Below are 15,397 nucleotides of genomic sequence, written 5' to 3'. Positions count from 1 at the left end.
CTGCTACGATTTTACAACCGCAGCGGCAGAAAACTTCTTCCGGTATGCGGATGGGCTGATAGCGAACTGCTGGCGAAAATGGTGGCGCAGGGTGCCGGCATCGGCGAAACCGCTGAGTTCGGCGATTTTATCGATGCTGATGCGGCTATGGGTCAGATGCTGCTGCGCGCGCTGCAACCGCTCATCCAGCAGCCAGCGCGCAGGGGTCTTACCGGTCGCCGCCTGAAAACGGCGTAAAAAGGTGCGAGGACTCATCCCCGCCTGTTGCGCCAGCGACGCCACGGTATGGCTGGCGGCAAGATGCTGATGCAGATAATCAAACACCAGCCCCAGGCGCTGGCTTTCCCGCGCCTGGGCGACAGGGCGGACAACCTGCTGCGCCTGCGCGCCGTCGCGATGCGGAGAGACAACCAGTCGTCTGGCCACGGTATTGGCGGCGTCAATCCCATAATCCTCACGCACAAGGTGCAGGCACAGGTCGATGCCGGCGGCACTGCCCGCGGAGGTCATCATGCCGTCAGAACCCACGTACAACACATCGTCGACCACATCAATCAGCGGGAAGCGCTGGCGCAGATTCTCCGTGTATCGCCAGTGCGTTGTCGCTCTGCGGCCATTGAGTAACCCGGCCGCCGCGAGAACAAATACGCCGGAGCAGATTGAGATAATCCGACAGCCGCGCGCATGGGCGGCGGCTAAGGCATCGCACAGCGCCGCCGGGACCGGGGCATCGATTCCGCGCCAGCCGGGAACCACGATAGTCTGCGCATCCTGAAGCAAATTCATGCCGCCGTCGGTCATCAGCCGGATACCACCGGTAGCCCGTAGCTCACCGTCATCGACGGCGGCGACCGCGAACTGGTACCAGCGATCGCCCATTTCCGGGCGGGGAAGACCAAAGATCTCCACCGCGATACCAAACTCAAAGGTGCACAGGCCATCGTAGGCCAGCACAACGACCTTATGGTGTGACAACGTCACGGGAGGGTTTGTCAGGATTTCAACGTTTTCTGTCATGGTTGCCGGCAGAGGATAAGTGGGCGGATTCATTAAATTAGTGGTACCACAGACAAGGAGAATACGCCATGAGTGTTGTAACCGCTTTTACCCCCGCCGCTTGCGCCGACGCTGCCGCCTGGTTCCGGCATAAACTGAGTTTTGAAACCGACTGCGCGGATGTCTACAGCGCGATGCGCGACGGGGCGTGCGATTTTGTACTGCTGCACGTCGTCGGCAGTGCGGAGACCTTTGCCCGACGGCATCTGCCTGGAGCGCTGCATTTGCCGCATCGCCTGATCGATGCCGGCCGCATGAGCGCGTGGCCAGCTGAGACGCTGTTCGTCGTCTATTGCGCCGGCCCCCACTGCAACGGTGCGGATATTGCCGCTCTCAAGCTGGCTGAACTGGGGCGTCCGGTCAAAATGATGCTCGGCGGCCTCACCGGCTGGCAGGACGAGGGGCTGCCTTTCGCCGACTAACTCACTGCGGCCGGTTCTGCGGGTAGCCGGCCGCTAAATGAATTTATTTCATGTCCGATGAATTTTCTCGTTTGCCGCTGACGGCAGTGCATGACAGTATCTGGACATATAGCCATCCAGAAGTCTAAAATTTAAATAATGAACTATCACGGCAGGCAACTAATTGTGCTTACCGCTAAGGAGACACCATGCAACGTCAACAGGCCCCGTTCCGCGCAGATATCGTCGGCAGTTTTTTACGTCCAGAGGCAATAAAGGTCGCGCGTCAGCAGCTTGCCGAAGGCGCCATCGATGCACAACAGCTGCGCCAGATTGAAAATGATGCTATCCGCCAGCTGGTCAGGCAGCAGTGTGATTGCGGGCTGCACGTGGTGACAGACGGCGAATTTCGCCGCGCGTGGTGGCACTTCGATTTCTTCGATGGTTTAGAAGGCGTTGAACGCTACGATTCCGACAAAGGGATCCAGTTCAACGGCGTGCAGACCAAAGCACACGGCGTTCGCGTCATCGGCAAACTGGCGTTTGGCGATCATCCGATGCTGGAAGATTTTCGTTATCTGAAAAGCGTCAGCGGCGAAGCGCAGCCGAAGATGACCATTCCAAGCCCGAGCGTGCTCCATTTCCGCGGCGGGCGTAAAGATATTGATGCCACGGTTTATCCGGACCTCGCCGACTATTTCGACGATCTGGCGACCACCTGGCGTGATGCCATTCGCGCCTTCTATGATGCCGGCTGCCGCTATCTGCAGCTCGATGATACCGTCTGGGCCTATCTGTGTTCCGATGAACAACGTCAGCAGGTGCGCGATCGCGGCGACGATCCTGACGAGCTGGCCAAAACGTACGCCCGGGTGCTGAATAAGGCTCTGGAAGGCAAACCGGACGATTTGACCATCGGCCTGCACGTTTGTCGCGGGAACTTCCGTTCCACCTGGATCTCGGAAGGCGGCTATGAGCCGGTTGCCGAGGTGCTGTTTGGCGGGGTCAACGTCGATGCGTTCTTCCTCGAGTATGATAATGACCGCTCCGGCGATTTCGCCCCGCTGCGCTTTATCCGTCCGGGCAAGCAGCAGGTCGTGCTGGGATTAATCACCACCAAAAACGGCGAGCTGGAAAACCCGGAGGGAGTGAAAGCGCGTCTGCAGGAGGCCGCGCAGTATGTTGCTCTGCAGCAGATTTGCCTCAGCCCGCAGTGTGGCTTCGCCTCGACCGAGGAGGGGAACGCGCTGACGGAACCTCAGCAGTGGGATAAAGTCCGCCTGGTCACCGGGATCGCCGCTCAGGTCTGGTAACCGCTCTTCATAGCGCAGCGTTGCACCGTTTTGAGGCAACGCTGCCTGTCTGTTTCTCTCCTGCCGCGCCGTCGCGCGCTTTCCCGCCGTCAGATAACCTGGCACCGTTTTTGCCTTATCACTTCCGGATAGTCGTTCATTCATTTTTCGTTTTTGCGATTTTCAGGAGTGAATCATGCAGCGTCGAACATTATTAAAAGCTTTCGCACTCTCCGCCTCTACCGTTCTCATGGGCTACTCTTTCCAGGTTTATGCCGCCGACACCATTAAAGTCGGGATTATGCATTCGCTCTCCGGGACCATGGCGATTTCTGAAACCCCGTTGAAAGACGTGGCGCTGATGGCGATTGACGACATTAACGCTAAAGGCGGCGTGCTGGGGAAAAAGCTCGAGCCGGTGGTTGTCGATCCCGCGTCAAACTGGCCGCTGTTCGCGGAAAAAGCCCGTCAGCTGCTAACCCAGGACAAGGTGGCGGCGGTCTTTGGCTGCTGGACATCGGTCTCACGAAAATCGGTTCTGCCGGTTTTTGAAGAGCTGAACGGCCTGCTGTTCTATCCGGTACAGTACGAAGGCGAAGAGATGTCGCCAAACGTCTTCTATACCGGCGCGGCGCCGAATCAGCAGGCGATCCCGGCGGTGGAATACCTGCTGAGTGAAGATGGCGGCGGGGCGAAACGCTTCTTCCTGCTGGGCACCGATTACGTCTATCCGCGGACCACCAACAAAATTCTGCGCGCCTTCCTGCATGCAAAAGGGATCCAGGATAAGGACATCGAAGAGGTCTATACCCCGTTCGGTTACAGCGATTACCAGACCATCGTGGCCAACATTAAGAAATTCTCCGCCGGCGGTAAAACGGCGGTGGTTTCTACCATCAACGGCGACTCCAACGTCCCGTTTTATAAAGAGCTGGCCAACCAGGGGCTGAAGGCCACCGATGTGCCGGTGGTGGCCTTCTCGGTCGGTGAAGAGGAGCTGCGCGGTATTGATACCAAACCGCTGGTGGGGAACCTGGCGGCGTGGAACTACTTTGAGTCGGTCGATAATCCGACCAACAAACAGTTCGTGGCGGATTACCGTGCCTATGCCAAAGCCCACAAGTTGCCAAATGCCGACACCGTGGTGACTAACGATCCGATGGAAGCCACCTGGGTTGGGCTGCACATGTGGGCCCAGGCGGTAACCAAGGCGGGGACCACCGATGTCGATAAGGTGCGGGCAGCGATGGCCGGCCAGACCTTCAACGCCCCTTCGGGCTTCACTCTGACCATGGACGCGACTAATCACCATCTGCACAAACCGGTGATGATTGGCGAAATCGAAAGCAACGGGCAGTTCAACGTCGTCTGGCAGACCGATAAGCCGGTGCGCGCCCAGCCGTGGAGCCCGTGGATCGCGGGCAACGATAAGAAACCCGATCATCCAATAAAAACTGCCGCGAATTAAGCGCCTCTCTCCCGGGTGCGCATGCGCTTGCCCGGGCGACATAAGTCGCCCCGGTAAGCGTCAGCGCCACCGGGGATATCCCGGAATCCCGCGCGACCCTCGTTAGCGTTAACGGGGAAATGACACAAGGAGATACTCATGAGCACATGGCGCATAGTGGGGTATTACCTCGCGCTACTGGTGATGATCGTGCCGTGGCGGGCGCAGGCAGCGGACGCGGATGATTTTGTGGCGGCCAACCGCACCCAGCAGGCGCGCCTGCTGGAACAGTGGGCTGCCGCGCCGGACGCCCAGCGACTGCCGCTGCTGCGGGCGCTGAAAGCGGAAACCCTGGTGGCGGACGACAGTGGCCACGCCTTCAGCCAGCAGCAGGCGCTGGGAGCCGCGCACTCTCCACAAGGGGCGACAAAACCGGTTCGCCTCACCAACCGTCTGCGTAATCTGGTCGCCGGGGCGCTGGCCACCCATCTGCTTGTCAGTGACAGTGTCACGGAAAGAGCGGCCGCCGTCAGAACGCTACAGCGGGAGGCTACGCCGGAAATGGCGGGGCTGTTGCAACAACGGTTGGCGGTTGAAACCGATGAGGGCGTGAAAACGCAGCTGGACATTGCGCTGGCCCGTCTGCAGCTTGCCAGCCCGGACAGCGCCAGACGGCTGGCTGCCGTTGAGCAGCTCGGCCACTCGGTGGATCCGGATACCCAGGCGCTGCTGATTCCCTATACCGATCGTCAGCATGAGCCTGACGCCCGCGTGCGCGCTGCGGCGGCAAACAGCCTGAGTCAGATTAAACAGCGTCTGCTGCTCGGCGATATTCTCGGCCAGGCGTTTATGGGGCTGTCGCTGGGGTCGGTTCTGCTGCTGGCGGCGCTGGGGCTGGCCATCACCTACGGGTTGCTGGGCGTCATCAATATGGCGCACGGCGAGATGCTGATGATCGGTGCCTACAGCTGCTGGCTGGTGCAGCAGGCGCTGGCCCAGCTGGCGCCGCAGTGGCTGGCTTTTTATCCGCTGGTCGCGCTGCCGGTCGCCTTCCTGATAACCGGCGGCATCGGCATGGCGCTGGAACGCACTATCATTCGTCATCTCTACGGCCGGCCGCTGGAGACGCTGCTGGCTACCTGGGGGATTAGCCTGATGCTGATCCAACTGGTGCGCATGCTGTTCGGCGCCCAGAACCTGGAAGTGGCCAACCCGGCCTGGCTCTCCGGCGGTCTGCAGGTTTTGCCGAACCTGATCCTGCCGTGGAACCGCCTGGCGGTGCTGGGCTTTGTGCTGCTGGTGCTGTTCTTCACCTGGTTAATTCTCAATAAAACCCGCTTAGGCATGAACGTACGGGCGGTGACGCAGAACCGGGCGATGGCGGCCTGCTGCGGCGTGCCGACCGGGCGCGTGGATATGCTGGCGTTTGGTCTCGGTTCGGGGATCGCCGGGCTGGGTGGGGTGGCGCTGTCGCAGCTGGGTAATGTCGGCCCGGAGCTGGGACAAGGCTATATCATCGACTCCTTCCTGGTGGTGGTGCTCGGCGGCGTCGGCCAGCTGGCGGGGAGCGTGGTGGCCGCCTTTGGCCTCGGCATTTTCAACAAAATCCTTGAACCTCAGCTCGGGGCGGTGTTGGGCAAGATCCTGATCCTGGTGCTGATCATCCTGTTTATTCAGAAACGTCCGCAGGGGCTGTTTGCCTTAAAAGGGAGGGTTATTGACTGATGAGCCAACCAATTACCTTAACATTAGCGCGTAAGGCGCCGCGGCCGCTGCAATGGCTCGGCGTGCTCCTGGTGCTGGGGCTGCTGAGTATGCCGTTTCTGGCGCTGCTACCGCAATCGCATCCGCTGGCGGTCTCCACCTGGCTGCTGACCCTGAGCGGTAAAATCCTCTGTTACGCCATTGTCGCCGTTGCGTTGGATCTGGTCTGGGGCTACGCCGGTATGCTGTCGCTGGGCCACAGCATCTTTTTCGCCCTCGGCGGCTATGCGATGGGGATGTATCTGATGCGCCAGGCGGCGGGCGACGGTCTGCCGGCATTCATGTCTTTTCTGTCGTGGAGCGAGCTGCCGTGGTTCTGGTGGGGAACGCAGCACTTTGCCTGGGCGATGCTGCTGGTGGTGCTGGTTCCGGGGCTGCTGGCGCTAGTCTTCGGCTGGTTTGCTTTCCGCTCTAAAATCAAAGGTGTCTACTTCTCGATTATGACCCAGGCGTTGACCTACGCCGGCATGCTGCTCTTTTTCCGTAACGAAACCGGTTTTGGCGGCAACAACGGTTTTACCGGATTCACCACGCTGCTTGGCTATTCCGTTACCGCGACCACCACGCGGGCAGCGCTATTTATGGTCACGGTTTTACTGCTGCTGCTGACGTTAGGGATCGGTTATCTGCTGGCGCAGAGTAAATTCGGCCGGATCCTGACGGCGGTGCGTGATGCGGAAAACCGGCTGATGTTCTGCGGATACGATCCGCGCGGATTTAAGCTGCTGGTGTGGACGCTGTCGGCGGTGCTGTGTGGCCTGGCAGGCGCACTGTACGTGCCTCAGGTGGGCATTATTAACCCCAGCGAAATGTCGCCGACCAACTCCATTGAAGCGGCTATTTGGGTGGCGCTGGGTGGACGCGGCACCTTAATTGGTCCGGTTCTTGGCGCCGGGCTGGTGAACGGGGCGAAGAGCCTGTTCACCGTCACGATGCCGGAGTACTGGCAGCTGTTCCTTGGTCTGATTTTTATCATTGTGACCCTGTTTTTACCTCGCGGGGTTATTGGCCTGCTACGCAAAGGAGACCGCTAATGCAACCGGATGAAGGACTGTTTACCCGCCAGCAGCCTACGGACCGCTTTCGCGCGCAGACCGACCCGGTACTGGAGCTGGAGAACATCAACGTCAATTTTGATGGTTTCCAGGCGCTGACGGATCTCTCATTGCAGATTGGCGTGGGCGAACTGCGCTGCATTATCGGGCCGAACGGCGCCGGGAAAACGACGCTGATGGATGTCATTACTGGCAAAACCCGGCCGCAGAGCGGCAGGGCGCGCTATGACCAGTCCATCGACCTGCTCGGACTTGACCCTATCGTTATCGCCCGCCAGGGGATCGGCCGCAAGTTTCAGAAACCGACGGTGTTTGAGGCGCTGACCGTCGCTGAAAACCTTGAGCTGGCGCTGAAAGGCGATAAGTCGGTCTGGGCCAGCCTGCGGGCGCGGCTGAACGGCGAGCAGGAGGACCGCATCAGCGACATTTTGCGCCTGCTGCGTCTTGATGGCGAACGTACGCGCCCGGCGGGGCTGCTTTCTCACGGGCAAAAACAGTTTCTCGAGATCGGCATGCTGCTGGTTCAGGAGCCGCATCTGTTGCTGCTGGATGAGCCCGCTGCCGGGATGACCGATGCTGAAACCGAGTATACCGCCGAGCTGTTCCGCACCCTGGCCGGGCAACATTCCCTGATGGTGGTGGAGCACGATATGGGGTTCGTCGAAACTATCGCTGACCGGGTCACGGTGCTGCATCAGGGACAGGTGCTGGCAGAGGGCTCGCTGCGCGAAGTGCAGGCGAATGAGCAGGTGATTGAAGTGTATCTCGGTCGTTAAGGAGAGCGAATGTTACAGGTTAATCAGTTACATCAATATTATGGCGGCAGCCATATTCTGCGTGGGGTTGATTTTGAGGCCCGGCAAGGCGAGGTCACCTGTCTGCTGGGACGCAATGGCGTGGGTAAAACCACCTTACTGAAGTGCCTGATGGGGCTGATTCCGGCACGCAGCGGCGAAGTCATCTGGCAGGAGAAAACGATTACCCAGCGTAAACCGCACCAGCGGGTACAGGCCGGTATCGCCTATGTGCCGCAGGGGCGTGAAATCTTTCCTCGCCTGACGGTGGAAGAGAATCTGCTGATGGGGCTGTCGCGGTTTCCGGCCAGGGACGCCGGGCAGGTACCGGAAGAAATTTATCAGCTGTTTCCGGTGCTGAAAACCATGAAACAGCGGCGCGGCGGCGATCTCTCCGGCGGTCAACAGCAGCAGCTGGCCATTGGCCGCGCGCTGGCCAGCCGGCCACAATTGCTGATCCTCGATGAACCGACGGAAGGTATTCAGCCGTCGGTCATCAAAGAGATTGGCGAAGTGATCCGTCAACTGGCGAACCGTGGCGATATGGCCATTCTGCTGGTCGAGCAGTTTTATGACTTTGCCGCGGCGCTGGCGGATCGCTATCTGGTGATGTCGCGCGGGGCGATTATTCAGCATGGAAAGGGCGCGGATATGGAAGCGGAAGGGGTGCGCGGCATGGTGACGATTTAAAGGGCTGGCATGATTGAGGGCTTTGTCGCATTGAGGCAAGGCCCGTGTGCTTTCGACATACCCATCCTATAATGAACGGCTGTCTGTTCGCCATTTATTCTGCATTAAGTATAAAACTCAGTATATTTCATTGTTAGTCGTTCAGTTTGCTTATCTGTCTGCTCTCTATAAGATGACTCCGTTGATGATAGGGCGGTAATTGCGCCGTCCCTTTGATTAATTTCTGCGGCTCGCTCGTTCATTATTATTCATCATTTTAGGAGTTTTCTTTGTTTTAATTATTTGTTATTTATATGTGTGGCAGGCATCAATATCCGCCATATATTGTAAGCGATAAATCACTCCTGCGCCTGCCGAAAATGTACTTAAGCTGCGAATTTAACGTCAAAGCCAGCGCTAAATACCAAATGTTGATTTCTATCGAATGTAATGGTTGTTGAATTGTGTGTTTATTATGAAATCACCCGCTAAAAATAAACGCTAGCCGCTGCAATTTTGTTGCGAGAAATACCGCCGCATAACGCCTGATTTATAAGTAGTTCGTCTGTCTCTTATACTCATTTTTTGCCTATAACGATCGATTAAAACGATCGTTATATGTTAAATGATAGCTTTTGGCTATTAACCGGACTGAAATCGATCGATTATAAATATTAGCTGGCGACAGAATTAACAGGCTATTCTTCTGTCGCCCGGAGAATATCAATGAGCGAAAGATTAATTCTTTCTATGAATATATTTTGGGCGACATATAAATTTAAATATTGAATGATGGTTAAATAAGGAAACTGGTAATGCTAAATCGTGTTTATGACAAGTATCTGGCTGCTTATACCTGTGTTGCTGGATGCATTCATGATTTCAAACGTAATGAAAAAGGCGTCACCGCCGTTGAGTACGCGATTGTCATCGCTGGCGTGGCCGCCGTTGTTTCAGTGGTATTTGGTACGGGTGGCTCCGTTCAAACAACGCTGACTTCTGTGTTCTCAGCGGTCACAACGAAGGTAACTAACCTTGTCAATAACTAATTATTGGAACATCTAATAATGATACAGGCATCATAGGATGTGATGTCTGTATTCAGAGATGATTTCAGTATTTCTGGCAGAACAAAGTGGATAACAATGAATATGAAAAGAGGCGGTCTGCTGGTTTATGTGGTGATGATCGTTGTCGGTATTCTGGGGCTGTTTTTCTATTTTAATCAATCCCGCACGGCTGCTCCTCTGCAGGCCAGTCAGCCAGAAAAAAAACCGCAGCAGACCATCAGCGTGGCGATAGCTACCCGTGATTTGGATGCCAGAACAATACTCCGGGCCGGGGACTTTCAGATTAAAACCATGACGGTTGAGGTCGGCAGTAGCGACGCTCAGTTTAATCTCATCGGTAAAAGCCTCGATAACTGGGCGTTAAAAAACACGGTGCCGGCGAATTCATGGATTTTGCCGGGATTACTGGTGGAGCCGGGCAGCGATGAGTATCTGAGTCTGTTTTTACAGCCGGGAAATATTCTCTACACCTTCGAGTTAAACAAAGCAGACAACTATTTATTAAATAACGTCAAGGCCGGGCAGGGCGTGGATATTTATCTCTCCTATCGCCGGATATACCCCAAACATGAAGATACCCTGGAAGTGGGCGCCGACCAGTCCAGGGAAAAAAATCAGCTTTATAACCGTCTGAAACCGCTGATGGGTAATAAGCGGGTGCTGGCGATTCGCCCGGCAAAAACGGTGGTCAATAACGGCGTCAGCGTGGTGGAAAAGGGGAGTCAGCTGGTGGTGGAGCTGCAGGATCGCGAGGTCAAGATGCTGAAAGGGCTGGGCGGTGAACTGGCGAATGTTCTCCTGTTCCCGGCGGCAACCTCCCCGGAGGGGAAATCGACCATTGCGCTCCCATCGCTGGAGGCGGCGTGGCCGGTCAGCGACGACGTGATTTTTAATCTACCTCCCGTTCCTGCAAAGCTCGCCTCAGAAATTAACGAGCTTCGAGGCTAAATCGCCGCCTGACGTCAGGTGGCTTATAACACCATGGACCCCCGGATACAGGGATATTTTAAAACATGACTCAACGATTGTACTGCATTAAAAGGCTGTTTGTGCTGCTGGTGTTTTGCACGTTTTCCCTGGGGGCCTGGGCGGAGGTGGTCAATCTCAAACCCGGGCAATCGAAAACGCTGCGCTTCGCCAGCGCCGTTAATACGGTGTTTGTGTCAGACCCGGCCGTAGCCGATTACAAAATCGTCAACGATAAAAATATCGTGTTGTATGCCCGCAAGCTGGGCAGCACCGAACTGGTGGTCTATGGCGCGCAGGCGAAAATATTGATGAATCTCAGCGTGGATGTTGACCCGTTTCTGAGCGATATCCGCCAGCGCGTGGCGCGTGAATATCCCGGCAGTACGGTAGAGGTGAAACGCTTCCAGAATGCCGATAAAGCCACGTGGATCCTGAGCGGCACCGTGCCCGATGAAGAGACCCGCGACGGGGTCTATCAGCTGGTCGGCAGCCTGGTGGGATCCGGAGATGGCGGCGGGAAAAGCAACGGCGGCAACGAGAGCAGTGAAAACGCCCGTTTTGCGGTCGCCAAAGTCTATGACAACGTCATTAACCGCTTACAGCTTCCGTCCTCGAACCAGGTCAACGTCAAGCTGACCGTGGTGGAAGTCAGCAAAGAGTTTACCGACAACCTGGGCATCGAGTGGAGCAGCCTGACGCTGGACAGCATCATCAACGGCGGCGGAAATAACGGTATCAACACCAACAGTCCTGGGGTCTTTAATCTGCTGGGTTTCCGCCGCGGTTTTGACGCCGGAAATATCAGCACCCTGATTAACGCAGTCAAAAATGACGCTATTGCCCGGGTGCTGGCGCAGCCGAACCTCACCGTGCTTTCCGGAGAGTCCGCCAGCTTCCTGGTGGGCGGCGAAATTCCGATTATGGTCAAGGATCAGGACTCGGTCACCGTGCAGTATAAAGAGTACGGTATTCGCCTGAATATCACCGCTAAGGTCGAAAAACGGCAGAAGATACGTCTGTATGTCTCCAATGAGTTAAGCAGCGTCACCGGCTCATACGCCTATAACGACTATCAGATCCCCACCATGCGCACCCGACGTTCCAGCTCTACCATCGAGCTGGCGGATGGCGACAGCTTCGTCATCGGCGGCTTATTAAGCGAGGCGGATAAAGAGTCGCTCACCAAAGTGCCGTTTATCGGCGATATCCCGGTTCTTGGGGCGCTGGCCCGCAGCTCGATGACCGAAAGAAGCAAAAGCGAACTGGTGGTCTTCGCCACGGTGAATCTGGTGAAGCCGCAGGCAGAAGCGGCAGCCCGCAAAATGTCGTTGCCGTCCTTTCGCCGCAGCTCGGTGGAAAAACTGTTCTTCAATGTCGGCGTCGACCAGAAAATGCGCGAAGACCGTTTAAATAGTGATGCCGGACGCTTTCTGGAACAGGGCGGCTTTGCCCGCTAACCGTCTCGCGTCATTAAAATATTCTGGAGTGAAAGATGAAGTTGTTTTCGGATGCCAAAAAGAAAAGCGAGCCAGAAGCCGCGCATAAAGCGAAAAAGGGGGCCGGGCAGTCAATTATGGTCATCTCCCCCGATAAAGAGATGCTCTCCGATATTTGCAGTTTGTTATTAATCAATAACTTTAATAACGTTATCAGCCACCCGCTTGATTTTTTTGCGCTGCAGGACGACAGCATTTTACGCGGTGCCGCGACGGTGATCATTGATATCGGCAGCTGCAATGACGTCACGTTGATATGTGAAACGGCCACGTTGCTGATCCCTGCCAGCGCGCGTCAGGTCTTTCTCGGCCGCAATGACTCGATTGCTTTTGCCCAGGCGCTGATGAGCGCCGGCGTCTGCTATCTGCATATTCAGTCCCAGCTGGCGCAGCTGGCCGGGCAGCTTCAGCAGCCTGACAGCGCCCTGGCGATGCGCAGCATGATGAAAATCAGCCTGTTGGGCTGCAAAGGCGGCGCGGGTACCACGACCGTGGCCTGGCAGCTGTTTCAGGCCATCGGTATGCAGACCTCGATCCCCTCGCTGTTGGTGCAGGGCGCCAGCGGCAGCCGGGATCTTGATTTAATCACCTCCCGCACGTTGCCCAGAGACGGGGCGATCACGGCGATGGGGCCCCATCAATCCGTGCGAATTGAACCGCTGAATGCGGCCTGGACCTATGAGGATAGTCACTTTAATGCGTTCAATCTGGTGATGTTCGATCACGGTGTCTATGCCCAGCCCTACGAGCATCTTGAGACGGTCTTTACGCAATCCAGCACCTTGATTCTGGTTATTAACCGCGATCTGAGCGCGCTGCGGGTGGCGAAGTATTTACTGGATGAGAAGCAGCGTGTCGACCTGTCGCGTGGCGGCAAAGAGCTGCGGGTTTTCATCTGTCTCAATGAGAATCACCCTATGCACGGCGATGAGCTGCGCAATGATGACATTGAGCAGTATCTGGGATACCCGCTGGCGGTGATCAATCCGTGGAACGTGAAGAAAAACCAACCGTTGTCGGCCACCCCGCTGTGGCGTTTTGCCGCACAGAGCCTGCTGGGTAAATCAGAACAGGAAACGGCAAAGAGAAGACTATTTCCATCGTTATTCACATTACGTCCCGACCGTAAGTCGTAACGGACAGCGGAGTTCGCCGCACGGCGGGGACATAACTTTTAAGGATAACGAAAGCGATGGATACGGAGAGCTTTGAATCCCTGCTCTATTTTCGCGAGCAGGTGCTGAAGAGCGTTGATTTAGAACGGGTTGATGCGTTGCGCCACGACCGGGATGCGCTGTTTCGTGAAATCAGTGAGGTGATCACGCGGCAGGTGAACAGCAGCGGCAGATATTTATCCTCCCGCGCCAGTCACGATCTGTGTGAGCTGGTTACCGATGAGATCACCGGCTACGGCCCGCTGCGGGAATTAATGGAAGACGACACCATCAGCGATATTTTGGTTAACGGTCCGGATCGCATTTTTGTCGAGCGTTTCGGCAAACTTGAACAGGTCGATAAACGCTTCCTCAACGACGTTCAGCTCACCGATATCGCCCGGCGACTGGTTTCGCGGGTGGGGCGCCGGGTCGATGATTCCCAGCCGCTGGTGGACGCGAGGATGCCGGACGGCAGCCGCCTGAACGTGGTGATTTCACCGGTGGCGCTGGATGGCGCGTCGATCTCCATTCGTAAGTTCGGCAAGGGCAAGAAATCGCTGGCCGACCTGGTGGAGTACGGCAGTATGAACGAAATGATGGCCAATTTTCTGGTCATCGCCAGCCGCTGCCGGGTCAACATTATCGTCTCCGGGGGAACAGGGTCGGGAAAGACCACGCTGCTTAACGCGATGTCGCAGTACATCAATGAAGATGAACGAGTGCTTACGCTGGAGGATGCCGCGGAGCTGCGTCTGCAGCAGCCGCACGTGGTTCGCCTTGAGACGCGAATGGCCGGTTCGGAAAACCAGGGGGTGGTGAATATGCGCCACCTGGTGGTGAATGCGCTGCGTATGCGCCCGGACAGGATCATCGTCGGCGAATGCCGCGGCGAGGAGGCGTTTGAGATGCTGCAGGCCATGAACACCGGTCACGATGGTTCAATGTCCACCCTGCATGCCAACTCGCCGCGCGATGCGCTGGCGCGTCTTGAGAGCATGATCATGATGTCCAGCGCCTCGCTGCCGCTGGCGGCTATACGCCGCAATATCGCCTCGGCGGTCAACATCATCGTCCAGGTATCGCGCCTGCCGGATGGTTCGCGCAAGGTTATCAATATCGCCGAGGTGATGGGTATGGAAGGGGACAATATTATCCTGCAGGACATTTTCAGTTTCGGCGCCGACGCGGATCGCAACGAGTACGGCAAGATTCAGGGGACGTTTACCTGTTTTGGGCTGCTGCAGCGTTCGGCGGTTTACCGCCAGGCGCTGGTACACAGCCTGCTTGAGCCTTTAAAACAACTGTTCGGGAACCGGATGCCATGATGATGATCATTTTTAGCTTTCTGCTGCTGGCCGGGGTTATCCAGCTGGGGCTGTGGTATCGCCAGCAGAAGCGTATGCACCGTTTGCAGCAGGCGGACGCCGCCCGCAACCGGGTGGAGCTGACGAGGCGGCTGATGCGTAATCCGCTGGGCGGCTGGTTATCACGCATGATGAGCGATATGCGTCTTCATCTGCTGGGCAAACAGCGCAGTACCGCCTTGCGCCACGGGCTGATTCTGCTACTGGTCCAGGCCACCAGCCTGTACGTTAACCAGAATTACCTGAACCTGAGTCCGGCCATTATCCATCCCGCATTCTTTGTGCTGACGCTGTACGGTCTCTATCTCAACAGCAAGAAAAAAATGCGCCTGCAATTTGATGCTCAGTTTTCGGAAGCATTGAATATTATTAACAGCTCAATCCGCGCCGGTAACTCCGTTATTCAGGGGATTGAGCAGTGCGGGCAAAAAATTGACGGCGTGCTCGGGGATGAGTTCAGACAGATTTCCCAACGCCTGGAAATTGGCGAGGATGTGGAAAGCGTGTTTATGGCCTCGTGGCGACGCCTGCCGTTTAGTGAGTACTACTTTTTCATCATTACCGTACAGCTGAATATGAAAGGCGGGGGTCAGGTCAAAGAGGTGATGTCGCGTCTCGGCACGCTGATCTCGAACGCCCGGGTGCTGGAGAAGAAAAAATACGCCATGACGTCAGAAGTCCGCATGTCAATTAAGATCCTGACGGCGATTCCCATTTTTTTCTTTTTCTTTATGAAATACCAGTCGCCGGCTAATTTCGACATTTTACTGCACCACCCGACGGGCCAGATAATGCTCTATTACGCCATTTGCAGCATTCTGCTGGGACTGCTGATTGTCTGGATGATGATGAATAAAATATAG

14 protein-coding genes are annotated in these 15,397 nt (G+C 56.4%); 13 read left to right on the top strand and 1 reads right to left on the bottom strand.

Going from position 1 to position 15,397, the window contains the following annotated elements; all coding sequences use genetic code 11:
- Window positions 1–3: 3 nt before the first annotated feature.
- Window positions 4–1,017, bottom strand: a complete 1,014-nt coding sequence (gene ftrA / locus MC50_RS22060; protein WP_047665606.1) for a transcriptional regulator FtrA — start codon at window positions 1,015–1,017, stop codon at window positions 4–6.
- A gap of 68 nt (window positions 1,018–1,085) precedes the next feature.
- On the opposite strand from ftrA, the gene MC50_RS22055 reads away from it, so the two are divergent.
- From MC50_RS22055 to MC50_RS21995, 13 genes are all read left to right on the top strand, one after another.
- A complete protein-coding gene (locus tag MC50_RS22055) occupies window positions 1,086–1,478 on the top strand; it encodes a rhodanese-like domain-containing protein (protein ID WP_032687560.1) in 393 nt (130 codons plus the stop codon).
- Window positions 1,479–1,666: 188 nt separating this feature from the next.
- Window positions 1,667–2,770, top strand: coding sequence for a cobalamin-independent methionine synthase II family protein (locus MC50_RS22050; protein ID WP_047664941.1), 1,104 nt, complete (start codon window positions 1,667–1,669; stop codon window positions 2,768–2,770).
- A 175-nt stretch (window positions 2,771–2,945) separates the two neighbouring features.
- The gene (gene urtA, locus MC50_RS22045; RefSeq protein WP_004862326.1) at window positions 2,946–4,217 is read left to right on the top strand and encodes an urea ABC transporter substrate-binding protein; all 1,272 of its coding nucleotides are present in this window, start codon (window positions 2,946–2,948) and stop codon (window positions 4,215–4,217) included.
- Window positions 4,218–4,355: 138 nt separating this feature from the next.
- Window positions 4,356–5,921: an urea ABC transporter permease subunit UrtB gene (gene urtB / locus MC50_RS22040; RefSeq protein ID WP_047664940.1), complete on the top strand. Its 1,566-nt coding sequence runs from the start codon at window positions 4,356–4,358 to the stop codon at window positions 5,919–5,921.
- Window positions 5,921–6,994 (top strand): urea ABC transporter permease subunit UrtC, encoded by a 1,074-nt coding sequence (gene urtC, locus MC50_RS22035; RefSeq protein ID WP_047664939.1) that lies wholly within the window; start codon window positions 5,921–5,923, stop codon window positions 6,992–6,994. Before urtB ends, urtC begins: the two co-directional genes overlap by 1 nt.
- Window positions 6,994–7,791, top strand: a complete 798-nt coding sequence (urtD, locus tag MC50_RS22030; protein WP_047664938.1) for an urea ABC transporter ATP-binding protein UrtD — start codon at window positions 6,994–6,996, stop codon at window positions 7,789–7,791. Before urtC ends, urtD begins: the two co-directional genes overlap by 1 nt.
- Before the next feature lie 9 nt (window positions 7,792–7,800).
- The gene (gene urtE / locus MC50_RS22025) at window positions 7,801–8,499 is read left to right on the top strand and encodes an urea ABC transporter ATP-binding subunit UrtE (RefSeq protein WP_046852461.1); all 699 of its coding nucleotides are present in this window, start codon (window positions 7,801–7,803) and stop codon (window positions 8,497–8,499) included.
- Window positions 8,500–9,293: 794 nt separating this feature from the next.
- Entirely contained in the window at window positions 9,294–9,527 is a 234-nt protein-coding gene (locus MC50_RS22020; protein WP_032699770.1) for a Flp family type IVb pilin, read from the top strand.
- A gap of 96 nt (window positions 9,528–9,623) precedes the next feature.
- Complete coding sequence (locus tag MC50_RS22015; RefSeq protein ID WP_032699771.1) at window positions 9,624–10,496, top strand: hypothetical protein; 873 nt, start codon at window positions 9,624–9,626, stop codon at window positions 10,494–10,496.
- 65 nt (window positions 10,497–10,561) lie between these two features.
- Window positions 10,562–11,974 (top strand): type II and III secretion system protein family protein, encoded by a 1,413-nt coding sequence (locus MC50_RS22010; RefSeq protein ID WP_047664937.1) that lies wholly within the window; start codon window positions 10,562–10,564, stop codon window positions 11,972–11,974.
- Between the two features lie 35 nt (window positions 11,975–12,009).
- Window positions 12,010–13,149 carry a hypothetical protein gene (locus tag MC50_RS22005; RefSeq protein ID WP_102990884.1) on the top strand — a complete coding sequence of 380 codons (1,140 nt, stop codon included), beginning with the start codon at window positions 12,010–12,012 and terminating at the stop codon, window positions 13,147–13,149.
- 56 nt (window positions 13,150–13,205) lie between these two features.
- Complete coding sequence (locus tag MC50_RS22000; protein ID WP_032699779.1) at window positions 13,206–14,495, top strand: CpaF family protein; 1,290 nt, start codon at window positions 13,206–13,208, stop codon at window positions 14,493–14,495.
- Window positions 14,492–15,397, top strand: coding sequence for a type II secretion system F family protein (locus tag MC50_RS21995; protein ID WP_080718632.1), 906 nt, complete (start codon window positions 14,492–14,494; stop codon window positions 15,395–15,397). Before MC50_RS22000 ends, MC50_RS21995 begins: the two co-directional genes overlap by 4 nt.

The sequence above is a fragment of the Klebsiella planticola genome (assembly GCF_000783935.2).
Taxonomy (GTDB): domain Bacteria; phylum Pseudomonadota; class Gammaproteobacteria; order Enterobacterales; family Enterobacteriaceae; genus Klebsiella; species Klebsiella planticola.
The sequence above is the reverse complement of the archived record's forward strand: the minus strand, read 5'-3'. Positions and strand labels throughout refer to the sequence as shown.